At 75.5% G+C, this 21932-nt stretch carries 21 protein-coding genes and 2 pseudogenes; 8 read left to right on the top strand and 15 right to left on the bottom strand.

Annotated elements, in window-relative coordinates; genetic code table 11:
- Positions 1-40: 40 nt before the first annotated feature.
- The 8 genes and pseudogenes from E9549_RS13750 to E9549_RS13710 all read right to left on the bottom strand — a co-directional run bounded on the left by E9549_RS13750 (position 41) and on the right by E9549_RS13710 (position 8772).
- Complete coding sequence (locus tag E9549_RS13750) at positions 41-925, bottom strand: discoidin domain-containing protein (protein WP_236827109.1); 885 nt, start codon at positions 923-925, stop codon at positions 41-43.
- 186 nt (positions 926-1111) lie between these two features.
- Complete coding sequence (gene nrfD, locus E9549_RS13745; RefSeq protein ID WP_236827108.1) at positions 1112-2158, bottom strand: NrfD/PsrC family molybdoenzyme membrane anchor subunit; 1047 nt, start codon at positions 2156-2158, stop codon at positions 1112-1114.
- 1 nt (position 2159) lies between these two features.
- Positions 2160-3221: a 4Fe-4S dicluster domain-containing protein gene (locus E9549_RS13740; protein WP_236827107.1), complete on the bottom strand. Its 1062-nt coding sequence runs from the start codon at positions 3219-3221 to the stop codon at positions 2160-2162.
- 61 nt (positions 3222-3282) lie between these two features.
- A pseudogene (fdh, locus tag E9549_RS13735) lies at positions 3283-6573 on the bottom strand (formate dehydrogenase).
- A 152-nt stretch (positions 6574-6725) separates the two neighbouring features.
- Complete coding sequence (locus E9549_RS13725) at positions 6726-7346, bottom strand: hypothetical protein (RefSeq protein ID WP_236827104.1); 621 nt, start codon at positions 7344-7346, stop codon at positions 6726-6728.
- Positions 7347-7462: 116 nt separating this feature from the next.
- Positions 7463-7696 carry a hypothetical protein gene (locus E9549_RS13720; RefSeq protein WP_236827103.1) on the bottom strand — a complete coding sequence of 78 codons (234 nt, stop codon included), beginning with the start codon at positions 7694-7696 and terminating at the stop codon, positions 7463-7465.
- A 64-nt stretch (positions 7697-7760) separates the two neighbouring features.
- A complete protein-coding gene (locus E9549_RS13715) occupies positions 7761-8495 on the bottom strand; it encodes an SGNH/GDSL hydrolase family protein (RefSeq protein ID WP_236827102.1) in 735 nt (244 codons plus the stop codon).
- A gap of 40 nt (positions 8496-8535) precedes the next feature.
- Positions 8536-8772 (bottom strand): hypothetical protein, encoded by a 237-nt coding sequence (locus tag E9549_RS13710; RefSeq protein ID WP_236827101.1) that lies wholly within the window; start codon positions 8770-8772, stop codon positions 8536-8538.
- Here E9549_RS13710 and E9549_RS13705 point away from each other — a divergent pair.
- The 3 genes from E9549_RS13705 to E9549_RS13695 all read left to right on the top strand — a co-directional run bounded on the left by E9549_RS13705 (position 8771) and on the right by E9549_RS13695 (position 12835).
- Positions 8771-10744 (top strand): bifunctional diguanylate cyclase/phosphodiesterase, encoded by a 1974-nt coding sequence (locus E9549_RS13705; RefSeq protein ID WP_236827100.1) that lies wholly within the window; start codon positions 8771-8773, stop codon positions 10742-10744. The genes E9549_RS13710 and E9549_RS13705 overlap by 2 nt on opposite strands.
- Positions 10745-10906: 162 nt before the next feature.
- On the top strand, positions 10907-11872 hold the full coding sequence (locus E9549_RS13700; RefSeq protein WP_236827099.1) for a glucosyl-3-phosphoglycerate synthase: 966 nt from the start codon (positions 10907-10909) through the stop codon (positions 11870-11872).
- Positions 11873-11995: 123 nt separating this feature from the next.
- Positions 11996-12835: a glycerophosphodiester phosphodiesterase family protein gene (locus tag E9549_RS13695; protein ID WP_236827098.1), complete on the top strand. Its 840-nt coding sequence runs from the start codon at positions 11996-11998 to the stop codon at positions 12833-12835.
- 455 nt (positions 12836-13290) lie between these two features.
- Here the strand turns inward: E9549_RS13695 and E9549_RS13690 are convergent, their stop codons facing one another.
- Positions 13291-13968 carry an HAD family hydrolase gene (locus E9549_RS13690; RefSeq protein WP_236827097.1) on the bottom strand — a complete coding sequence of 226 codons (678 nt, stop codon included), beginning with the start codon at positions 13966-13968 and terminating at the stop codon, positions 13291-13293.
- Between the two features lie 38 nt (positions 13969-14006).
- Positions 14007-15128 carry an NDMA-dependent alcohol dehydrogenase gene (locus tag E9549_RS13685; protein ID WP_236827096.1) on the bottom strand — a complete coding sequence of 374 codons (1122 nt, stop codon included), beginning with the start codon at positions 15126-15128 and terminating at the stop codon, positions 14007-14009.
- Between the two features lie 165 nt (positions 15129-15293).
- Between E9549_RS13685 and E9549_RS13680 the strand changes: the two genes are divergently transcribed.
- Positions 15294-15995 (top strand): TetR/AcrR family transcriptional regulator, encoded by a 702-nt coding sequence (locus E9549_RS13680; protein ID WP_236827095.1) that lies wholly within the window; start codon positions 15294-15296, stop codon positions 15993-15995.
- A 12-nt stretch (positions 15996-16007) separates the two neighbouring features.
- On the opposite strand, the gene E9549_RS13675 is transcribed toward E9549_RS13680, so the two are convergent.
- The 4 genes from E9549_RS13675 to E9549_RS13660 all read right to left on the bottom strand — a co-directional run bounded on the left by E9549_RS13675 (position 16008) and on the right by E9549_RS13660 (position 18478).
- Positions 16008-16601 carry a TetR-like C-terminal domain-containing protein gene (locus E9549_RS13675; protein ID WP_236827094.1) on the bottom strand — a complete coding sequence of 198 codons (594 nt, stop codon included), beginning with the start codon at positions 16599-16601 and terminating at the stop codon, positions 16008-16010.
- Between the two features lie 135 nt (positions 16602-16736).
- Complete coding sequence (locus tag E9549_RS13670) at positions 16737-17069, bottom strand: hypothetical protein (protein WP_236827093.1); 333 nt, start codon at positions 17067-17069, stop codon at positions 16737-16739.
- A 14-nt stretch (positions 17070-17083) separates the two neighbouring features.
- The gene (locus E9549_RS13665; RefSeq protein ID WP_236827092.1) at positions 17084-17974 is read right to left on the bottom strand and encodes a 1,4-dihydroxy-2-naphthoyl-CoA synthase; all 891 of its coding nucleotides are present in this window, start codon (positions 17972-17974) and stop codon (positions 17084-17086) included.
- 9 nt (positions 17975-17983) lie between these two features.
- Positions 17984-18478: an NUDIX domain-containing protein gene (locus E9549_RS13660; RefSeq protein ID WP_236827091.1), complete on the bottom strand. Its 495-nt coding sequence runs from the start codon at positions 18476-18478 to the stop codon at positions 17984-17986.
- Between the two features lie 180 nt (positions 18479-18658).
- On the opposite strand from E9549_RS13660, the gene E9549_RS13655 reads away from it, so the two are divergent.
- Genes E9549_RS13655 through E9549_RS13640 form a run of 4 tightly spaced genes read left to right on the top strand, consistent with a single transcriptional unit; the run spans position 18659 to position 21832 of the window.
- Complete coding sequence (locus E9549_RS13655) at positions 18659-19120, top strand: MaoC family dehydratase (protein WP_236827090.1); 462 nt, start codon at positions 18659-18661, stop codon at positions 19118-19120.
- Positions 19121-19123: 3 nt separating this feature from the next.
- Positions 19124-19696 (top strand): TIGR00730 family Rossman fold protein, encoded by a 573-nt coding sequence (locus tag E9549_RS13650; RefSeq protein WP_236827089.1) that lies wholly within the window; start codon positions 19124-19126, stop codon positions 19694-19696.
- Between the two features lie 50 nt (positions 19697-19746).
- On the top strand, positions 19747-20682 hold the full coding sequence (locus tag E9549_RS13645; protein ID WP_236827088.1) for an alpha/beta fold hydrolase: 936 nt from the start codon (positions 19747-19749) through the stop codon (positions 20680-20682).
- Between the two features lie 28 nt (positions 20683-20710).
- A complete protein-coding gene (locus E9549_RS13640) occupies positions 20711-21832 on the top strand; it encodes a geranylgeranyl reductase family protein (protein ID WP_236827087.1) in 1122 nt (373 codons plus the stop codon).
- Here the strand turns inward: E9549_RS13640 and E9549_RS13635 are convergent.
- Positions 21829-21932: pseudogene (locus E9549_RS13635) on the bottom strand (IS481 family transposase); the annotation flags it as partial. The gene E9549_RS13640 and the pseudogene E9549_RS13635 sit on opposite strands and share 4 nt — an antisense overlap.

The following is a 21932-nucleotide window of genomic DNA, read 5'->3' as shown; positions in this document are numbered from 1 at the left end:
GCCCGGGTGACCAGCGCGGCAGCGCCCCGGGGCGCCCGGGTCAGTGCCCGGCGAAGCGGACGTCGCTGATCGCGGTGAAGTCCCGGATCGCGCTGTCGTTGCCGGTGCCCGCGATCTCCAGCACCACCTGGCGGGTGCGCACGCCGCCGGGGAGACCGAGGTCGACCGCGGCGGGGGTCGGCGACGCGATCGACTGCCGCTGCACGGTGCCGTCGTCGAACCGCCAGGCCACCTCGGTGACGGTCCGGTTCTCCAGGAAGCGGTCCGTCCCGTCGGCGGGGTCCACCTTCGCGTAGCCCGGCACCAGCCCCACCGAGGTCACCGTGACCGGCGCCCCGAAGTCGTAGACGAGCCGCTGCCCCACGGCGGCGCCCGCGCAGCGCCAGGCCGTGGCGCCCAGGGCGTCCAGCGTGAGCTGCGGTTCGTAGGTGATCTGGTTGCCGAGCGAGTCGGCGCTGGAGGGCGCCTGGCAGGTCGCCCGCACCGACACCGGCTGCAGCGGGGCGGCCGATCCGGTGCCCGCGACCGCCGCGCCGCCGCCGTTCCCGGCCTCCTGCGGGGCACCCGCGCCGGGCTCGGCCGGCGGGCCGGAGACGCCGGCCGCCGCGAGGGCGCCCACGAACCCGAGGGCCAGGGCCAGCCCGCCGGCGACGAGGTACGTGCGCGCCGGCCGCCGGCGGGCGGTGACCAGCGGCACCGGCGGCACCGGCGGCACCGGCGGCGGAGCCTGGACCGGCGCCGGGGCCTGGGCCGCGGGCCGGCCGGGGAGCGGGAGCTCGCGCGTCGGCATCGTGGGCGGCGGCGCGAGCGGTGCGGCCGGCGCGGGCGGTGCGGGCGGCGGCGGGGCGGTCTCCCGCGCGGCCGGCAGGTTGCCGACCGCCTCCGCGAGCCACGCCTGGGGCCCGACGCTGGGCAGCGGGGTCACCGGAGCGGTACCCGAGGGTGGCGGCGGGTCAGCGGGTACCGGGGCCGCCGTGGCCGAGCCGTCGTCGTGAAGCAGGTCCCGCCACCCCCAGGGGCGCCCGCCGGTCGCGGGCGCGCAGCGCATCGATCAGCGCCGCGTCCTCCGGGCGCCCGGTCACGATAAGCGCTGACCCGGCCGTTCCCCGGGTCAGCGGGTGGTCGTGTCGGCGTGCTCCTGCTGCCGGGCGGCCAGCCGCTCCTTCTGCGGGACCACCACGTACTTCGGGTCCTTGGTGCTGGCGATGCCGGCCTCGAAGACGCCGAAGCGGGTGAGCAGCGACCCGGCCGCCAGCAGCGTGCCCGAGGCGACCGCGCCCCACCGTCGCCGCCCCGCCACCGCCGTCAGCGTGGCCCCTGCCGCGGTGCACACCTGCGCCGCGCGCATCAGCGCGCCCGGACGGCCCTCGTGGTACGGCTCGCTGAGGATGCCGTGGTCGGTCTCGACCTTGTGCATCGCGGCCAGTTCGACGACGGCGCCGGTGATCGCCATCTTCCGTGCCGGCCCGGCCTCCTCGACCGGCGTGAACGCCATCGTGATGCCGCCGCCGGCCGCCATCGCCGAGCCGCCGAAGACGTAGGGCAGCTGGGTGTGCGGCGCGTGCCACGACGGCACCGCGGTGTTGGCCAGCAGCACCCCGGTGTAGGTGGCCAGCGGACCGCCGAACGCCGCGGCCACCGCCCCGCCGAAGCGCTTGAGCCGGGGGAACCAGCCCAGCAGCTCCACGGCCGCCGTCGCCCCGGCCGCCGCGCTGAACGGCGCCAGGATGTAGGACCCGATCGACAGCGGGGAGGTCGGCTTGATCACCCGCAGCATGTGCAGGAACCGCTCGGGCCGGCCGAGGTCGTGGATGAGGAACACCACCGACGCCAGCGAGCCCGCCCCCGCGGTCAGCCGCGACACCCGGGTCAGCGTCGGCCGGTCGGTGAGGTCGGCCAGCGCGCCGAGGATCGCCGAGGAGCCGGCGGCACCGCCCAGGAACAGGTACAGCGGCACGTCCGGCGACTTCCACACCGGCGTCTTCACGATCTGCCGGCCGTAGTACGAGGTGAACTCGACGTCCTCCACCATCGGGACCTCGCCGCGGTGGCGCCCGCGGCCGCGGTGGCGCCGCTTCCGGCCCGTGCGCTGCTGCACGGCCGGGCCCTGGTCGGCCTGGCGCCACCCGGCGCCGGGGCTGGTGATACCGCCGGTCATGTCAGCGCCTCCGCGAGCCGAGGACGGCGGTGACCGCGACCCCGATCATCATCGCCGCGGCCTTGCCGGCCGCCTTCCACATCGCCGGCAGGTCCCGCGTGGTCACGATCGGGTCCGGCGGCAGCCCGTAGACCTCCGGCTCGTCGAGCAGCAGGAAGAACGCGCCGTCGCCACCGACGCCGTCGTTCTCGTCCCGCCCGTACAGGCGCGCCGTCTCCACGCCCTGCGCCTTCAGCGTCGCCAGCCGGGCGTCGGCGCGCTCCTGGAGCTCGTCGAGGTCGCCGAACTGGATCGACTGCGTCGGGCACGCGGTCGCGCACGCCGGCTGCAGCCCGTCGGTCAGCCGGTCGTAGCACATCGTGCACTTGAAGACCCGGCCGTCGTCCTTGCGCTGGTCGATGACGCCGTAGGGGCAGGCCGCCACGCAGTAGCCGCAGCCGTTGCAGATGTCGCCCTGCACGACCACGGTGCCGTACTCGGTGCGGAACAGCGCCCCGGTGGGGCAGACGTCGAGGCAGCCGGCGTGCGTGCAGTGCTTGCAGACGTCGGAGCTCATCAGCCAGCGGATCTGCTTGTCCGCGCCGCTCTGCCCGGTCTGCGGGTCGTACTCGCTCAGCGCCTCGGCGTTGAGCACGCTCTGCTGGGCGTCGGCCAGGCTGACGTCGTCCCCGGCCACCGCGGGCGAGGGGCCGCTGCCGGCGCGGTCGTCCCCGGGGCGGCCGAAGGTGGGCATCGGCAGGTCGACGGCGCGGCTCTGCTCGATGAAGGCCACGTGCCGCCAGGAGTTGGCCCCCAGCTGGCCGGTGTTGTCGTAGGACATGCCGGACAGGCCCAGGGCGTCGCGGACGCCGTGGGAGTCGTCCATCGGCAGCGTGTTCCACTCCTTGCACGCCACCTCGCAGGCCTTGCAGCCGATGCAGACCGAGGTGTCGGTGAAGAAGCCGACCCGCTTGGGGTGCTCCTCCTCGTAGCCGGCCTCGGCCGTGACGTCGGGCAGCGGGCCGAACAGCCGGTTCTCCGGGTCGCGGCCGGTGAAGGCCGGGCTCGCCGAGCTGATCGTCATCTCGCTCCCCTCCTCTCGTCGTCGTCCCGCCGGTCGGCGTCGGACCTGATCATCGCTGGGGTCACGCGGTGGACCCTTCGCCGGCCTGGGCGGCCACCGGGTCGCGGCCGTTCACGCCGACCTTCCCCGACTCGACCCCGGCCCGGCGGCGGTAGGCCTCGACGAACTCCAGCAGCTCGGGCCCCCGCGGCCGCCGCCCGGCGACGATGTCGCAGGTGCTGACCTTGGACTCCTGGATGTGGGTGTTCGGGTCCATGACGATGCCCAGCAGGTCGTTGGCCGCGTCACCGGTGGAGATGCCGGCGTAGGACCAGTGGTAGGGCATGCCGATCTGGTGCACCACCGTGCCGTCGCGCAGCTTGATCGGCCGCACCCGCTCGGTGACCAGCACCTTCGCCTCCACCGCCGTGCGCGCGCTGACCAGCGTGGCGAACCCGCCGTTGGTCAGCCCCCGCAGCCGGGCGAGCTCGGGGCTCACCTCGACGAAGAACTCCGGCTGGAGCTCCGACAGGTAGGGCAGCGTGCGGCTCATCCCGCCCGCGGTGTGGTGCTCGGTCAGCCGGTAGGTGGTGACGGCGAACGGGTAGACGTCGCTGCGCGTCGGGTTGGCCCGGTTCCACGGGCCCTCGATCATCTCCAGCGTCGGGTTGGCCTGCTGCTTGTAGAAGGCGTTCTCCACCACCGACTCGGCCGGCTCGTAGTGCGTCGGCAGCGGGCCGTCGACCACGCCCGCCGGCGCGAACAGCCAGGCCTTGCCGTCGCCCTGCATGACGAACGGGTCGGTGCCGGCCAGCGCGTCCTGCGCGTGGGCACCGTCCGGGGGCACGTAGTCCGGCCGCTTCTTCTTCTCGAAGTCGGGCACGTCGACGCCGGTCCACTCCCCGGCGGACTCGTCCCACCAGACGTACTTCTTGCGCTCGCTCCACGGCTTGCCGTCCGGGTCGGCCGAGGCGCGGTTGTAGAGCATCCGCCGGTTCAGCGGCCACGCCCAGCCCCACTCCGAGGCGACGACGCCCTGCTCCCTGGCCGGCTTCCGCCGCGCGGACTGGTTGACCCCGTCGGCGTAGACGCCGCTGTAGATCCAGCAGCCCCCGGACGTCGAGCCGTCGTCCTCCATCTCGAGGTAGGAGTTCAGCAGCCGACCGCCGGGGCCGTAGCCGTTGATCTCGCGCAGCACCAGGTCCGCGCTCGGCTCGTCGTGCTCGCCCTCGGGCAGGTAGTCCCAGGTGAGGTCGAGCAGCGGGCGGTCCCGCGGGTCGGTGGAGTCCTTCAGCCGCTCGCGCAGGATCCGGCCGAGGTGGAAGTAGAACCACAGGTCGCTGCGGGCGTCGTTCGGCGGCTCGACCGCCTTGTGCCGCCACTGCAGCAGCCGCTGCGTCTGGGTGAAGGTGCCTTCCTTCTCCACGTGCGTGGCGGCCGGCATGAAGAAGACCTCGGTGCCGATGGTGTCCGGCGACAGCTCGCCGGTCTCGTGCTCCGGGCCCTCCTTCCAGAAGGTCGCCGACTCGATCATCTGCAGGTCGCGGACGACCAGCCAGTCCAGGTTGGCCAGCCCGAACCGGTTCATCCGGCTGTTCGGGTGCCCGACGCCGGGGTTCTCGCCGACGAGGAAGTACCCGGAGACCTTCCCCTTGATCATGTCGGCGATCGTCCGGTACGAGCTGTGGTCGCCGTCGATCTTCGGCAGGTAGTCGAACGCGAAGTCGTTCTCCGGCGTCGCGGCGTCGCCCCACCACGCCTTGAGCAGGCTGGTCATGTACGCGGGCTTGTTGCCCCAGAACCCGCCCTTGCCGGCGGCGTCGGCGACGTACTCCTCCAGCGTGTGGTGCTGGTGGGCGTGCGGCATCGGCAGGTAGCCGGGCAGCAGGTTGAACAGCGTCGGGACGTCGGTGGAGCCCTGGATGCTGGCGTGCCCGCGCAGCGCCATGATCCCGCCGCCGGGGCGGCCGATGTTGCCGAGCAGCGTCTGCAGGATCGAGCAGGTGCGGATGTACTGCGCACCGACGCTGTGCTGCGTCCAGCCCACCGAGTACACCCACGCCGTGGTCCGGTCACGGTTGCTGTTGCTGGTGACCCACTCGGCGACCTGGTGGAACACCGCCGGCTCGATGCCGCAGACCTCCGACACCATCTCGGGGGTGTAGCGGGCGAAGTGCCGCTTGAGCACCTGGAACACCGTGCGCGGGTGCTGCAGCGTCTCGTCGCGCTTGGGCTTGGCCGGGATCGGCGGGCCGCCGCTGCCGGCCGCCTGCGCGCGGTCGGACTTCTTGACGGCGGGGTCGTCCTCCAGCCGGTCCTGCTCGGCGGCCTCGGCCGGGTCGTCGGAGCCCGAGTGCGGCGGCTCCTCGAACTCGTACTGCCAGGTGTCCTCGTCGTACACCCGGTTCTCGGCGTCGAAGCCGGAGAACAGGCCGTCGAGGTCCTCGGAGTCGACGAACTCCTCGCCCACCAGCGCCGCGGCGTTGGTGTAGGCGACGACGTACTCCTTGAAGTACAGCTCGTTGCTGAGGACGTGGTTGATCAGCCCGCCCAGGAACGCGATGTCGGTGCCGATGCGCAGCGGCACGTGCAGGTCGGCGATCGCGCTGGTGCGGGTGAACCGCGGGTCGATGTGGATGATCTTCGCGCCGCGGGCCTTGGCCTCACCCACCCACTGGAAGCCCACCGGGTGGCACTCGGCCATGTTGGAACCCTCGATGACGATGCAGTCGGAGTTCGCGAGGTCTTCCAGGAAGTTCGTGGCGCCGCCACGACCGAACGAGGCACCCAGACCGGGCACCGTCGCGGAGTGCTATATGCGGGCCTGGTTCTCGATCTGGATGGCGCCCATCGCGCTGTAGAGCTTCTTCATGAGGTAGTTCTCCTCGTTGTCGAGGGTCGCCCCTCCGAGGCTCGCTACTCCCATGGTGCGGTTGACCCGCTTGCCCTCGTTCTCGTCCTGCCAGCCCTTGCGCCGGGCTTCCAGGACGCGGTCGGCGATCATCTCCATCGCCGTGTCCAGGTCGAGGTCCTCCCACTCCGTCCCGAACGGACGGCGGTACTTGACCGTGGTCACCCGCGTGGGGCTCGTCACCAGCTGCTTGCTCGCCGAGCCCTTGGGGCACAGCCGGCCGCGGTTGATCGGCGAGTCGGGGTCGCCCTCGATCTGGACGACCTTCTCGTCCTTGACGTAGACGTTCTGCGCGCAGCCGACGGCGCAGTACGGGCAGACGCTCTTCACGACCCGGTCGGCGGTGGCGGTGCGCGACACGGTGGCCTCGGTGGCCTTGCTGCGCGCGGCCTTGCCACGGCCCAGCGGGTCGGAGCCGGTGAGCTGGCGGTACACCGGCCAGCTGTCGAGCCAGGTCTTCACACGCGTCACTCTGCCATCCGGCACGCCGGGCGGCGCGCCGACAGGCCCGCTCGCCGGATCGGCGCCGTCCGCAACCCCGCGGTGCCCGGCACGACGGCGCGGGCGGGGACCGGGCCCCCCGTGGGCCCGGTACCCGCCCGCGCGGTCGCAGGTCAGCGGGCGGCGCCGTCCCGCTGCACGGCGGAGAAGGTGAACGTGAACGTGCTGGTCTGCTGCCGGAGCGCGTCGCCGGCCGTCGACGGGAAGGAGACGGTGGCCAGCAGGTGGTCCACCCCGCCCGGGCGCAGGCTCGCGGCGCCCTCCAGCGCCTCGTCCATGACGATCGGCCCGGCGTAGAAGCCGGTCACCGTGCCGCCGCAGGTCCACGACGCGCCCGCCTTCGTCCACGGCCGTGAGCAGGACTCGACGTCCATCTGCAGCCCGTCGACCCGGTCGGTGTCCAGCAGGCTGGAGACCCGCGCCACCGAGGCGAAGCCGACCGAGGCCAGCGGCACGTCACCGTCGTTGCGCAGGTCGAAGGCGACCTGCTCGACGTCGCCGGGCATCATGGCCCCGCCGGAGAACGGGACGCTGGTGGTGCCCGCGGCGGCGTCCAGGCGGATCGAGAGCGCCCCCGTCCGCACCTCGGTGTCCACGCTGTCGCTGGCGGTGAACCCGCCGAGGGTCCCCAGACCCGCGACCGCGCCGGCCGCGGCCAGCACGGCGACCGTGCCCACGACCTTCGCGGCGACGCCCTGCCGGGCCACGGTGGTGGTGCTGCTCGCGCTGGGCACGTGCCTGCCTCCCCTGCTCGTACCGGGGTGGCGGTTCCATCCCGCGGCAGGAGCCACCCTGCGCGGGCAACCGCAGGGTCGTGCGCAGCGATCCGCAAGAAATGCGCAGGACCGCGTCAGCCGCCGGAGCGGTCCTCCGTCGTCCGGCCGGGGGCCGCAGCCAGGACCACCAGCGCGAGCACGGCGACCGCCCACCCCGCGAGGACGAACAGGTCGCCGGCGTGCACCCCGTGGTTGCCGACGAGCGTGAGCAGCACCGGCCCCTCGTTGCGGTACTCCCCGGTGACCAGGAGGGCGGCGAACCCGGAGACGACCGCCCCGGCGGCGAGGGCGCAGGACCAGCGGAGCACCCGGCCACGGTAGACCGGTCCGGGCGCCGGGTGGTCGCTCCCGCGGACGGCGCCCGCCCGCGGCTCAGCCACCCGCGGTCACCAGCGGCTCGACCAGCGGCCGGATCCGCTCGGCCAGCGCCTGGTGCCCCTCCGCCGTGGGGGTCTCGCCGTCGTCCCCGACCAGACCGGGCGCGGTCAGCCACTCCTCCGCCAGCGGGTCGGCGAAGGTGGTCCCGGTCGCCTCCGCGGCCGCGGCGACGGCGTCCCGGTCGGTCTGCACGTAGCCCGGCGCCGGGGTCTCCGGCCACGCCGGCCCGACCGCCAGCACCGCGGCCTCCGGAGACGCGGCCCGCACCGCCTCGATCGTCTCCTGGGCGGCCGCCTGGAGGTCGTCGAAGGCGGCGTTGTCGTCGTGGGAGCCGGAGAGGACGACGACGTCCCAGTCCCCGCCGGCGCCCTCGGCGAGCTGGCGGAAGGTCTGGCCGTCGGGCGGGGTCACGAGGTAGCCGCTGCCGTCGGCCGCGGCGACGGTCAGCTCGACCGGGCGGGCCCCCTCGCCGGAGATGCCGTCGGCGACCAGCTGCGGCCACGCGACGACGCCCTCGGGCGCCACGGTGGCGCCGTCCCCGACGACGAGCACCCGCAGCGGGGCGGCCGCCGGGGTGGTCTCCAGGGCGTCCAGCCCGGCCGCCGCCGGCGCGGTGAACCCCGGCGGGGGCGGGCGGTTGGCCAGCAGGTAGGCCAGGAGGGCGACCGCGGCCACCCCGAGCACCATGACCGCCCACGCCCAGCGCGGCGCCGGAGGAAGTCCGCCCACCACGGCGCGGACCGTACGCCGCGCCGCCGCGCCGCGGGGGTCAGTTCGACGCGCCGGTTCCCGCGGCCCCCGGGCGGCCCCGCGGCGAGCCGTCCGAGGCCAGCCGCTCGGCCTGCGCCCGGCGCTGGGCCGACCGGCGCAGCAGGACCTGGGCCTGGGCGGTGTCGGCGGTGCGGGCGGCGCGCTCGGCCAGGACGTCGGCGGTCTCGAGCAGCAGCGCCACCCGCCGCCGGTCCGCGGTCCCCACGTGCGGGCCGGGCGGGTGACCGGGGGTCATGCACGGAATCGTGGGGCAGGGCCCGGCCGCCCGCGACCCGGCGCCGGCGCACCTCGATGGGGTGACCGCGCGGGCACCGCGGCTGCAGCGCGGGGCGCCGGGTCCCGATGACGACGGCGTGACCACCGCCGTCGCCCCCGGGCCTGCCGCGCCGGCGCACGGGCGCGCGGGCTGGGCTGCCGTCCTCGCGCTGGTCGCCGTCGTCCTCGGCGCCTGGTCCGCGCCCGCGCCCGCCCGGCTCCTGTGCCTGGGCGGCGCCGCCGTCCTCGGCCCGGCGCTGTGGGTCCTGTGGCGCCGCCAGGCCCGGCTCGCGGCGGCGCTGCGCACCGGCCGCGCGCAGTTCACCGCCCTGGTGCGGAGCAGCACCGACCCCGTGGTGCTGCTCGACGACTCGCTGCGCGTCACCTACGCCTCCCCCGCGATCGCCGCCCTCCTGGGCCGCGAGCCGGCCGAGCTCACCGGCCTGCGGCTGGCCCACGCCGTCCACCCGGAGGACCGCCGGGTGCTGTTCCCCGCGCTGCGGTCCCGGGCCGGCGACCAGGGCGAGCTCGCCGTCCGCACCGCCCGTGTCCGCACCGGCGACGGCGGGTGGCGGCTGGTCCAGGCCACCGTGCGCGACCTGCGCGCCGACCCCGAGGTCGGTGCGCTCGTGCTGTTCTGCGCCGACCTCACCGCCGACCGCGCCGGCCCCGACGCCGAGCTGCTCGAGCTCGCGCTCACCGACCCGGTCACCGGGCTGCCCAACCGCAGCGCCCTGGTGCACCGGCTGGCCGCCGTCCAGCGGCAGGGCCCGGCGCGCGCCACCGCGCTGGTGCTGCTCTCGGTCGACGGCGCGACCCCCGCCGGGACCACCGTTCTGCGGGCGATCACCTCCCGGCTGGCCCGCGAGCTGCGCGGCGAGGACTGGCTCGCCCGCGGGACCGACGGCGACTTCGTCGTGCTCGTCGACGGCTCCGTCGCGGACGCCGAGGTGGTCGCGGCCCGGCTCGTCGCCACCCTCGGCCGGCTGGCCACCCCGGCCGGCCGGCTCACCGCCGTCGCCGGCGTCACCGGCCTGGGCGCCGACGTCGATCCCGGCGAGGCCCTGCACCGCGCCGACCTGGCCCTGCGCAGCGCCCGCGGAGCCGGTCCGGGCTCGGTGCACCGCGCCGACGACGCCCTGCGCTCCGCCGAGGGGCGGCGCAGCGCGCTGAGCACCGACCTCGCCGGCGCCCTGGCCCGCGGCGAGCTGCGGCTGGTCTTCCAGCCCGTGGTCGACGTCGTCCTGGACCGCGCCGTCTCCGTCGAGGCGCTGCTGCGCTGGCGGCACCCCGAGCTCGGCGACGTCTCCCCGCAGGAGTTCGTGCCGCTGGCCGAGGAGTCCCCGCTGATCACCGAGCTGGGCCGCTGGGTGCTGCGCGAGGCGTGCGCCACCGTCGCCGGGCTGCCCGGTGAGGAGCTCGCCGTCGCCGTCAACGTCTCGGCCCGCCACGTGCACAGCGGTGAGCTGGTGGCCGACGTCGTCGCCGCGCTCGCTGCCAGCGGCCTGCCCGCCGCGCGGCTCGTCGTCGAGCTGACCGAGTCGATGCTGCTGGACAGCCACGTCACCGGGGAGCTGGAGACCCTGCGCGGGCTGGGCGTCCGCATCGCCGTGGACGACTTCGGCACCGGCTGGTCGTCGCTGGCCTACCTCGCCGGGATGCCGGTCGACCTGCTGAAGATGGACCAGCACTTCCTGGCCGACGTCGAGCACGACCCGCAGCGGCGGGCGCTGTGCCGCGGGGTGCTCCAGCTGGGCACCAGCCTCGGCCTGCCCGTCGTCGTCGAGGGCGTGACCACCCCCGGGCAGCTCGCGCTGCTGCGCGAGATGGGCCACCGCTACCTGCAGGGGTACGCCCTCGCCCGCCCGCTGGAGGCCGGGCGGCTCGCCGACGGTGGCTGGCGCACCGCCGTCGCCGTCGGGCTCGCCGCCCCGGCCGCCGGGACGCCGTGATCGCGGACGCCCCGGGGCCGTTTCTCGACGGGTCCCGCGCCGTCACCGTCTGACGTCGTCGCACGTCGGGGGCGAGGGCGCCGGGAACGATCCCGTGACGGGCCGGTGAACAGCAGGGCGCTCGTCTGGTGCGCGGTCCCGGCCTGCCGGACAGTGGGGTGCGTGAGACCCGACGCCCGCGCCTGGTTCGCCGATCGCACGTCGACCGCCCGGTCCCTCGACGAGGTCGACGTCGACGCGCTGCTCCGCGCGAAGCGCCGCGGCGGGCACCGGGTCAGCGTCGTCCTCCCCGCCCGCGACGAGGAGGCGACGGTCGGCGGGCTGGTTGCCGACCTGCACGCGCACTGGGTGCGCGGCGTGCCGCTGGTCGACGAGCTCGTCGTCGTCGACTCCGACAGCACCGACGCCACCGCCGCCGTCGCCCGGGCCGCCGGCGCCTCGGTCGTGGCCACCACCGACGTGCTGCCCGGCGCGGGCACCCGCCGGGGCAAGGGCGAGGCGCTGTGGAAGTCGCTGGCGGCCACCACCGGTGACCTCGTGGTCTTCCTCGACGCCGACCTGCTCGGCGACGTCGCCCACTACGTGCCCGGGCTGCTCACGCCGCTGCTGACCGATCCGCAGGTGGCCTACGTCAAGGGCTGCTACACCCGGCCGCTGGAGGTCGGGGACACGGTGGTGCCCGCGGGCGGGGGGCGGGTGACCGAGCTGACGGCACGGCCGCTGCTCAACGCGCTGTGGCCGGAGCTGGCCGGCATCGTGCAGCCGCTCGGCGGGGAGTACGCCGGTCGTCGTTCGGTGCTGGAGCAGGTGCCGTTCGTCTCGGCCTACGGGGTGGAGGTCGGCCTGCTCGTCGACCTGCTGCGGCTGGGCGGGCTCTCCTCGCTGGCCCAGGTCGACCTCGGCACCCGCCGGCACACCTCGCAGGACGTCGAGGCGCTCGGGGAGATGGCCGGGCAGGTCGTCGCCACGGTGCTGTCCCGGGCGGCGGGTGGGCGCGGGGTCAGCGGGTTGCTCACCCAGTTCCGGCACGACGGGCAGGGGTTCGTGCCGCGCAGCAGCGCCGTCGGCGTCGACGAGCGGCCGCCGATGATCACCGTCGCCGAGTACCGCGCCCGCCTCGCCGTCTGACCCGCCGCGCTCGTCGGCCCTCCCCCGCCGCCGCCGGCCGCGCGCGGCGCGTTCGGTCGCCTGCCCTGCCCGAGGCGAGGAAGATCGCCCCGTGCCGCACGACCGCTCCCCCCGTCCGCGCCGGTGACCGGCCCCGAGGTCGTCGCCCACCGCGGGGCGACCGCGGAGGCGCCCGAGCACACGCTGGCCGCGTACCGGAACGCGGCCCTCGTGGGCGCCGACGCCGTGGAGTGCGACGTCCGGATGACGCGCGACGGCGTGCTGGTCTGCGTCCACGACCGCCGCGTCCGGAGCACCTCGAACGGCCGCGGCGTCGTCTCCGCCCTGCACCTGGCCGAGCTGGAGCAGTTCCGGTTCGGCGCCCGGCGCGGCCGCCTGGATCGATGGGCGGACGACACGATCACCGCCGTCTCGGACGAGCCCGACGTCGAGAACGGGCGGGTCCTCACCCTCGACCGGTTGCTCGAGTACGTGACCGCCACCCCCGGGAGCGTCCGGCTGGCCATCGAGACCAAGCACCCCACGCGCCACGCGAGCCGGGTGGAGCAGGAGCTGGTGCGCTCGCTGCGGCGCTACGGGTTGCTGCAGGGTGACCGGCCGGCGCAGTGGGGCGGGAAGCCGGCGTTCCGGGTGATGAGCTTCTCCCAGCTCGCGGTGCGCCGCGTCCAGGCGCTGGCCCCGGGTGTCCCGACCGTGCAGCTCATCGGGAAGCGGCTGCGTGCGGTGCGGACCGAGCTGCTGGCGAGCTCGATGAGCGCGGTCGGGCCCGGGGTGGGGCTCGTGCGGGCGGATCCGGGGTTCGTGGCGGAGGCGCACGCCGCGGGCAAGGAGGTGCACGTGTGGACGGCGAACAAGCCCGCCGACATCGACCTCCTGATCGGGCTGCGGGTCGACGCGATCATCACCGACCGGCCCGACGAGGCGCTGCGCCGGCTCGGGCGGGGCACGACCCCCGCGGCGTAGCCCGCCCGTTCGAGCCCGGGTCCGGCTCCGGCTGCGGCTCCTGCTCCTGCTCCTGCTCCTGCTCCTGCCCGCCCCGGCCCAGTAGCGCTCTGCCCACACCCGCGGGGCAGAGGGCTACTCCCGCCGAACACCCACCTGCCCTCGGCGGCGTCCCCCGCCCCACCTCGCCGACGGGAGGTGCGGAGGCGCGGGACGGCGGCGGGCTCGGGCGGTCGGGCCACGCGGCGCTGCGCCGGCTCGGGCGGGGCACGACCCCCGCGGCCTAGCCCGCCCGTTCGAGCCCGGGTCCGGCTCCGGCTCCGAGACCCCACCCCGACCCAGTAGCGCTCTGCCCACACCCGCGGGGCAGAGCGCTACTCCCGCCGGAACCCTCCTGCCCTCGGCGACGAGCGCTGGGCGTCGGTCCCGCCGAGTGGTCAGGCCAGGTCGGCGAGGTCAGGCCGGGTCGGCGGGGGTCAGGCGCGTTCGGCGGAGAGGTCCAGCCGGTCCAGCGCCGCGGCGAGGTCGCCCGGGGTGTCGAAGACGTCGACGGCGCCTGTCCCGCGCAGTTCGTCATCGCCGAACCCGCCGGAGCGCACCACCAGCGCGGGCATCCCGGCGTTCGCCGCCGCCTCGACGTCGAACACCGAGTCGCCCACGACGACGCTGGCCGCGTCCACCGGCTCCCCCAGCTTCCGCAGCGCCACCTGCAGCAGGTCGGGCGCCGGCTTGCTGGACTCGACGTCCTCGCTGGTCGTCCACGCCTCCGCGAGGTCCCGGGCGTCCAGCAGGTCGAGGAAGTGGTCCACGTGCTTGGCCTTGCCCGAGCTGGCCAGCACCACCCGGTGCCCGCGCTCACCGAAGGCGCTGAGCAGGTCCCGCGCCCCGGGCAGCGGCGCCACCTCGTCGATGACCCGGTCGAACTCCTCCACCCAGCGGTCGCGCGCCTGCTCACCGATGCGCGCCTCGACGTCGTCCCCGCCGAGCGCGGCCGGCAACCGGTCACCGCCCATGCCGATCAGCCGGTGGATCCGCCAGACCGGGAACGTCTCGCCCAGCGACCGGAAGGCCCGGTACCAGGCGAGGGCGTGCTGGTAGTTGGTGTCGACGAGGGTGCCGTCGACGTCGAGGACGGCGATGCGGGGCTCACTCATGCGCCGACGAGTGCCCAGCCGACCCGGCGGTTAGTGCACTAATCGCCGGGGGCGTGCTCCAGGAGCCCCCGCACGGTCTCGCCGGCGGCCTGGTCGCGGTACCCCTGGTTCACCTCGTCGAGCGCGTAGCGACGGGTGATCAGCCGGTCGAGCTCCAGCCGCCCCTCCTCGTGCAGCCGGAGCAGCCGCGGGATGTCGGTGAACGGGTTGCACGAGCCGAACATCGAGCCCTGCACGCGGTGCTCGAACACCGTGGTGATCTGCCCGTTCAGCGTCGCCCGCCCCTCCTCGGGCCGGTCGGCGAGCGCGGTCAGCACCAGGGTGCCGCCCTTGCCCAGGCAGGCCGAGGCCGCCTTGAAGACCTCACCGGTCATCTTCCCCACCGTCACGACGACGACGTCGGCGCCGGTGCCGCGGGAGAGCTCGCGGGCCAGCGCCACCGCCTCACCCGCGTCGGCGACCGTGCGGGTGGCCCCCAGCGACTCGGCGAACTCCCGCTTCATCGCCACCGGGTCGACGCCGATGACGTGCATGGCGCCGGCGTGCACCGCGCCCTGCACCGCGTTCACGCCCACCCCGCCGAGGCCGACGACGACCACCGTGTCCCCGGGCCGGACACCACCGGAGTAGACCGCCGACCCCCACCCCGTGGGCACGCTGCAGGCGACCAGCGCGGCGGTGTCCAGCGGCAGCCAAGGGTCGATCCTCACGCAGGAGAACTCGCTGAGCAGCGTGTGCCGCGCGAAGGCGCCGATCATGCAGAACCCGCCCAGCGGCTCGCCGTCGAGGCGGTAGGGGAAGGTGCCGGTGGGCAGCTGGCCGGTGGCGATCGTCGCGCCCTTGTCGCACAGGTTGGAGCGGCCGGACGCGCAGAACCGGCAGTGCCCGCAGGCCGGCAGGAAGCTGGTGACGACGTGGTCGCCAGGCGCGACACCGGTGACGCCGGCGCCCACGGCCTGCACCACACCGGAGCCCTCGTGGCCGCCGACGATCGGGTAGCGCCCGCCGGGGTTGGCGTGCCGCAGGTGCTCGTCGGAGTGGCACAGGCCGGCGTAGGCCATCTCGACCAGCACCTCGCCGGGCCCGGGGTCGAGCACCTCCAGGTCGACGACCTCGTACTCCGTCCCGGCCTCGCGCAGCACCGCAGCTCTCGTCCGCACCGGGCGGTTCCTCCTCGCAGTCGTCGTCCCGGGCGCCCGGGCCTCCGGCCGGGTCCACCCGCGCGGCCATCGTGCCTGGTGGGCCCGGGCGCGCCGCGCGCACCCCCGCGGACATCCCGGTCGCTCGTCCGAGCAAGGAGAACGTTCCGTACCTAAGCTGGCACCGTGAGTGAGCAGACCGACCGCCGCGCGCGGAAGAAGGCGCAGACGCGGGCCCACGTGCGGGCGGTGGCCCACGGGCTGTTCGCCGAGCGCGGGTACGACGCGGTCACCATCGCCGACGTCGCCCGCACGGCCGACGTCGCCGTCCAGACGGTGTTCAACCACTTCTCCACCAAGGAGGAGCTCTTCTTCGACGGCCGCACCCCCTGGGTGCACGGCCCCGCCGACGCGGTGCGCCACCGGACCCCGGCGCAGTGCCCCCTGTCGGCGCTGATCGGCTACCTGGGCGCCTTCGTCCGCGACCGCATCGAGGCGCTGCAGGACCCGGACCACCGGCACCACGTGCGGCTCGTCGCCGGGTCGGAGTCCCTGCGCGCGCACGAGCGCCACCTGGTGGGCGAGTGCGAGCGGCTGCTCGCCGAGGCCCTGGCCGAGGCCTGGGCCCAGCCGGCGCACGACGGCCTGGTGCTGGAGGACCCGGGCACGACGGCGGCGCTCACCGCCGCCACCTGGCTCTCGGCGATCCGGGCGCTGCTGCTGCGGCAGCGCCCGGCGGTCACCTCCGGCGTGGACCCCGCAGTGATCGGCGACGAGCTGGCACGCCAGACCGAGCAGGTGCTCGACGGGCTCGCGGAGAGCGCCGAGCACCTGCTGCGCCGGCTCCGCGCTGCCGCCGGTCAGCCGCCCGCGCGGCTGGCCTGCTGAGCCGGGACCGCCTCAGACCCCGACGGTCTCGCCGACCGGCCGCAGCAGCGGCAGCAGCACCTCGTCGGCGACGAACTCGACCTGGGTGGCGGTCAGCGGCTCGGCCATCCGGTAGCGCTGCCACCAGAAGGCCTCGAGCACCGAGGCGAGCAGCCGCAGCCGCTCCAGCCGCACCGGCTCGCCGCGCTGCTGGGCGCGCTCGCCCAGGGTCTGGACGGCGGCGGCCAGCGGCTGGACGAGCGCCTCGTCGAGCCCGGCCCGCAGCTCCTCGTCGTGCCGGGCCGCCCCGACGAGGCTGGCGACGGCGCGCTCCTCCCGGTCCAGCGGCCGGGTCCAGCGGTCGCTGATCAGGCCCAGCAGGTCGGCGCGCAGCGATCCGGCGTCCTCGGGCACCACCACGAGGTCGAACCGGCTCACCGCGGCGCGGGCCAGGGCGGACATCGACGGCCACCGGCGGTAGATGCCGGCCTTGCCCGCGCGGGCGCGCGCGGCGATGCGGTCGCTGTTGAGCCGGCCCCAGCCCTCGTCGGCCAGGATGTCCACGGCCACGGCGAGCAGTTGCTCGGACAGCTCCGCGCTCAGCGGACGGCCGGGCGTCCCGCTCACGACCGGACCTCGGGGCGACGAGTCTTGCGCACCGGCACATCCTGCGCCTCCGACGGGGTCACCACAACGATCTCGATCATCCGAGGTGCGGATAACTTGCTGCGCAACGGGCCTTGCCACCCCTTCCGGTCCTGGTCAGGCGCCCGCGGCGCTCTCGACGTGCACCTGCAGCTGCGCGCCGTCCTCGGACAGCCAGCCGTGCGCGCGGGCGCCGGCGATCATCCCGTCCCACCGCGTGTTCCAGTCCCCGGCCGTCGCGCGGGGCTCCGCGGCGGCCCGCAGCGCGGCCACGTCCAGGAACGCGGTCTCCGCGTCCCTCAGCCGCCCGAGGCCGGACCGCTCCAGCGCCTCGCCCGCCTCCTCGTCGGTGACGACGCCCAGGGCCAGGTGCAGGCGGCCCAGGTCCTCGACGTCGACCACCCGGGCCTCGGGGCGCTCGTCGGCGCCCGTGACGATCTCGACGATCATGCGGTCCTCCTCGTTCAGACGTGCCAGGGGAATCGGGTGAAGTCGGGGTCGCGCTTCTCGAGGAAGGCGTCCCGGCCCTCGACGGCCTCCTCGGCCATGTAGGCCAGCCGGGTGGTCTCCCCGGCGAAGAGCTGCTGGCCGACCAGGCCGTCGTCGATCAGGTTGAACGAGTACTTGAGCATCCGCTGGGCGGTCGGCGACTTGGCCACGATCCTGCGGCCCCAGTCCAGGGCGGTCGCCTCCAGCTCGGCGTGGGGGACGACGCGGTTGACCATGCCCATGGCGTGGGCGTCGGCGGCGGTGTACTCCTCGCCGAGGAAGAAGATCTCGCGCGCGAACTTCTGGCCGACCTGCCGCGCCAGGTACGCCGAGCCGAAACCGCCGTCGAAGCTGCCGACGTCGGCGTCGGTCTGCTTGAACCGGGCGTGCTCGGCGCTGGCCAGCGTGAGGTCGCTGACCACGTGCAGGCTGTGCCCGCCCCCGGCCGCCCAGCCGGGGACGACGCAGATGACCACCTTCGGCATGAAGCGGATCAGCCGCTGCGCCTCCAGCACGTGCAGCCGGCCGCTCGAGCGCCCCTTGTCGTGCTCGTAGCCGTACCTCCCGCGCACCCGCTGGTCACCGCCGGAGCAGAACGCCCAGCCGCCGTCCTTCGGGCTCGGGCCGTTGCCGGTGAGGATCACGCAGCCGACGTCGGTGGACAGCCGGGCGTGCTCCAGGGCGGTGATCAGCTCGTCGACGGTCTGCGGCCGGAAGGCGTTGCGCACCTCGGGGCGGTCGAAGGCGATGCGGACGACGCCGGCGTCCACGGCGCGGTGGTAGGTGATGTCGGAGAAGTCGAAGCCCTCGACCGGCGCCCACGCGGAGCTGTCGAAGATCTCGGAGACGTCGTCGCGGGCGCTCATGCGCCGAACCTAACCCGCGGCCGGAGGCGGAGCAGCGCCGTCCTCGAGCAGCGGCCGCAGCCGGTCCAGCGAGGCGGCCAGCCCCGGGTGCAGCGCCACCGCGGACAGCCCGGCCAGCGGCACCCACGCCACGCCGTCGCTCTCGCCGTCCAGCCGGAGGTCGACCGCCTCGAACGGGCGCACCGGCCGGGCCAGCACCGTCGTGTAGGCCCAGCCCCCGTGGTCGTCCACCGACTGCGCGCCCAGGACGACGTCGGCCGCGGTGAGCCCCAGCTCCTCGCCCACCTCCCGCAGGGCGCCGGCGGCCGGGGCCTCCCCCGCGTGCAGCGCACCCCCCGGGGTGCCCCACGTGCCCCCGTGGTGGGACCACCAGGCCCGGTGCTGCAGGAGCAGCTCGACGCCGTCGGGGCCGTCGCGGTGGATCAGCAGGCCGGCGGCACCGGCCCGCCCCCAGTGGCGGTGCCCCTGGTCGCAGGCGGTCCAGCCGTCGGTCGAGGTGAGCACGACGGCCAGTGAACCCGGTTCCGCGCGCCCGCGCCCGGGTGACGCGAGGCCGGTCGGACCGGCGCGGGACCGGGTGCCCGGCGGAGCTCGCGCTCTGCCCACCCGGGGTGGGCAGAGCGCTACGTCCGCCAGGACTACGTTGCCTGGAGGCACCCACGTCCGACGGAGGAGCGCACACCGATGAGCACCACGACGACCATGGCCGAGCTGCCGGGGCTGACCGGCACCGAGCTCGGCAGCAGCGACTGGTACGAGGTCACCCAGGAGCACGTGAACCTCTTCGCCGACGCGACCGGCGACCACCAGTGGATCCACGTCGACGTGGAGCGCGCCAAGGCGGAGAGCCCCTTCGGCGGCCCGATCGCGCACGGCTACCTCACGCTCTCGCTGCTGGCCTCGCTCTCCTCGCAGGTCCTCGCCGTGACCGACACGGTGATGGGCGTCAACTACGGCCTGAACAAGGTGCGCTTCCCCTCCCCGGTGCCCGTGGGCTCGCGGGTGCGGCTGACCGCGACCCTGAGGTCGGTGGAGGAGGTCGCCGGCGGCCTGCAGGTCACGCTCGGCGCCGTGATCGAGCGGGAGGGCGGGGACAAGCCGGTCTGCATCGCCGAGCCCGTCTTCCGCTACTACGGCGGCAAGTAGCCGGTGCGCATCGCCGTCTTCACCGGGTCGCACGCCGGCCCGCCGGCCCACGCGGAGGCCGTCGCGGCCTTCGCCACCGGGCTCGCGCGGGCCGGCGTGGGCATCGTCTACGGCGGCGGCCGCGTCGGGATGATGGGCGTCGTCGCCGACGCCGCCCTCGCCGCCGGCGGCGAGGTGGTCGGGGTCATCCCGCAGCACCTCGTCGACGACGAGCTCGCGCACCCCGGGCTGCCCCGCCTCGAGGTCGTCGCCTCCATGCACGAGCGCAAGGCGCTGATGGCCGACCTCGCCGACGCCTTCGTCGCACTCCCCGGCGCCGCGGGCACCCTCGAGGAGCTCTTCGAGGCCTGGACGTGGGGGATGCTCGGGCTGCACGCCAAGCCCGCGGCGCTGCTCGACGTCGACGGGTTCTGGCAGCCGCTGCTGGCCCAGCTCCGCCGCATGGTCGACGACGGCTACCTCGACGCGGCCCGGCTGGACGCGCTCGGCGTGGTGGACGACGCCGCCGGCCTGCTGCGGTTCGTCGAGGGCTACGTGCACCCGCCGCGGAAGTGGACGGCGCCCTCGTCGGCCTGACCGCGGCAGCCGTAACCCGCAGGCAACACCGCCCGTGGTGCACTGGGCCCGTGGCACCCCGCCTGGTCCGCCGGTCCCGGATCGTCCACGGGCACAAGCGGGCCTTCCTCCTCGCCGGCGAGGGCCCGCCGCTGCTGCTGCTCCACGGCATCGGGAACAACTGCCAGACCTGGGCCGGGGTGATCGACCGCCTCGCCGAGGAGCACACCGTCATCGCGCCCGACCTGCTCGGGCACGGCGACTCGGACAAGCCGCGGGGCGACTACTCCATCGCGGCCTACGCCAACGGCATGCGCGACCTGCTCTCGGTGCTCGACGTCGAGCGCGCCACCGTGGTCGGGCACTCGCTCGGCGGCGGCATCGCCCTGCAGTTCGCCTACCAGTTCCCCGAGCGCTGCCAGCGCCTGGCGCTCGTGGGCAGCGGCGGGCTGGGGCCGGAGCTCTCGGCGGGCCTGCGGGCGGCCACCCTGCCCGGGGCCGAGCTCGTGGTCGGCGCGCTCGCCGAGGTCTCGGGCCCGCTGCGCGGCGGCCTGCGGGTGGTCGAGGCGCTGGGCCGCGCGGCGGGGTGGCGCCGGGTCGGCGACCTCGCCGAGGCCGTCGACGCCCTGCTGGCCCTCCAGGACGCCGAGGCGCGGCGGGCGTTCCTGCGCACCCTGCGCGGGGTGGTGGACGTCCGGGGGCAGGCGGTGACCGCGCTGGACCGGCTGTACCTGGCCGACTCGGTGCCCATGCTGGTCATCTGGGGCGGCCGCGACCCGATCGTCCCGGCCCAGCACGCCGAGACGGTGCGCACCGCGGTGCCCTCGGCCCGGGTCGAGGTCTTCGAGGACGCCGGCCACTGGCCGCACCTCGACGAGCCCGACCGCTTCTGCGACGTGCTGCTGGACTTCGTCGCCACCACCGAGCCCGCCGACCACGACCTGGACAGCTGGCGGCGGCTGCTCGCGCAGAACTGGGACGGCGTCCCCCGCCCGGTCGCGCGCTGACCCCGGGGCCTCCCCTAGCGTCGGCCGGGTGGAGCACTGGGACGTCGTCGTCGTCGGCGGGGGGCCGGCCGGCGCCGCTGCCGCCCTGGCCGCCCGGCGGGCCGATCCCGCCGCCCGCGTCCTGGTGCTCGACCGCGCGGACTTCCCCCGCGACAAGGTGTGCGGGGACGGCATCGCCGCCGAGGCGCTGGACGTGCTCGCCGCGCTGGGGGTGGACGCGGCCGCCCTCACCGCCGGCTTCCCCGCCGTCCCCCGGCTGCGGCTGACCTCGCCGCGCGGGACCACCGTCGAGCGGGACACCGAACGCCCCTCGCACGTCGTCCCGCGGGTGGTCCTCGACGTCCGGCTCGTCACGGCCGCCCGGGACGCCGGGGCGGTGCTGCGCCGGCACCAGGTGCGGCAGGTGCGGGTGCACCCGGACGGCGTGGAGGTGGACGGGTCCGTCACCGCCGGGGTGCTGATCGGGGCCGACGGCGCGGAGTCGGTGGTCCGCCGGGCCCTGGAGGTGCGGCGCAACGCGCCGACGGAGCTGGCCGTGGCACTGCGCGGTTACGCCCCCGAGCTGCCGGGCCAGGCCGGGGTGCAGGTCCTCGTCACGACCGAGCAGCGCTGGCCGGCCTACGCGTGGTCCTTCCCGCTCGGCGACGGGCGGGCGAACGTGGGCTACGGCGAGCTGGTGTCCGGCGGGGCCAGCCGGGCGGGCCTGGAGGAGGGGCTGCGCCGGCTGCTGCCCGGCGTCGCGCCCGACGGCCTGCGCGCGCACCGGCTGCCGCTGAGCACCGGGCGGCCGCGGCAGCCCGACGGCCGGGTGCTGCTGGCCGGGGACGCGGCGGCGCTGGTCAACCCGCTCACCGGGGAGGGCATCTTCTACGCGGTGCTGTCCGGCGCGCTGGCCGGCGCGGCCGCCGGTGCGGGCGCGGGAGCCGGGGCGGCCTACCGGCGGGCGCTGGGGCGCCGGCTGGGCGGGCACCTGCGGCACACCGCGGCGGCGTCCCGGCTCAGCCGCCGGCCGGCGCTCATGGAGGCGGTGCTGCGCTCGGCGGGCGCGCGGCAGCAGGTGTTCGACGACGTGGTGCGGCTCGGGCTGGCCGACGGCCGGCTCACCCTGCGCGCGCTCGCGGGCGCGGCGCGCCACCTGCCCTCGAGCTAGGTGTACTGACCGGGGAGGTTGGTCAAGCGGCTGATGGGTGGGTGGCCGCCGATGCCGGTGTGGGGCCGGTGGTGGTTGTAGGCGTGTAGCCAAGCAGGAA

The sequence above is a fragment of the Blastococcus sp. MG754426 genome, assembly GCF_021699055.1.
GTDB lineage: Bacteria > Actinomycetota > Actinomycetes > Mycobacteriales > Geodermatophilaceae > Blastococcus.
Note: the sequence above shows the minus strand (reverse complement) of the source record. Positions and strands in the feature narration are given on the sequence as shown.

Excerpts from the sequence above, each read along its gene's own strand:
- E9549_RS13710 (WP_236827101.1), bottom strand. The coding sequence starts at position 8,772 with ATGACCCCCGGTCACCCGCCCGGCCCGCACGTGGGGACCGCGGACCGG.
- E9549_RS13670 (WP_236827093.1), bottom strand. The coding sequence starts at position 17,069 with ATGATCGTCGAGATCGTCACGGGCGCCGACGAGCGCCCCGAGGCCCGG.
- E9549_RS13740 (WP_236827107.1), bottom strand. The coding sequence starts at position 3,221 with ATGACGATCAGCTCGGCGAGCCCGGCCTTCACCGGCCGCGACCCGGAG.
- E9549_RS13665 (WP_236827092.1), bottom strand. The coding sequence starts at position 17,974 with ATGAGCGCCCGCGACGACGTCTCCGAGATCTTCGACAGCTCCGCGTGG.
- E9549_RS13655 (WP_236827090.1), top strand. The coding sequence starts at position 18,659 with ATGAGCACCACGACGACCATGGCCGAGCTGCCGGGGCTGACCGGCACC.
- E9549_RS13705 (WP_236827100.1), top strand. The coding sequence starts at position 8,771 with ATGCACGGAATCGTGGGGCAGGGCCCGGCCGCCCGCGACCCGGCGCCG.
- nrfD (WP_236827108.1), bottom strand. The coding sequence starts at position 2,158 with ATGACCGGCGGTATCACCAGCCCCGGCGCCGGGTGGCGCCAGGCCGAC.
- E9549_RS13690 (WP_236827097.1), bottom strand. The coding sequence starts at position 13,968 with ATGAGTGAGCCCCGCATCGCCGTCCTCGACGTCGACGGCACCCTCGTC.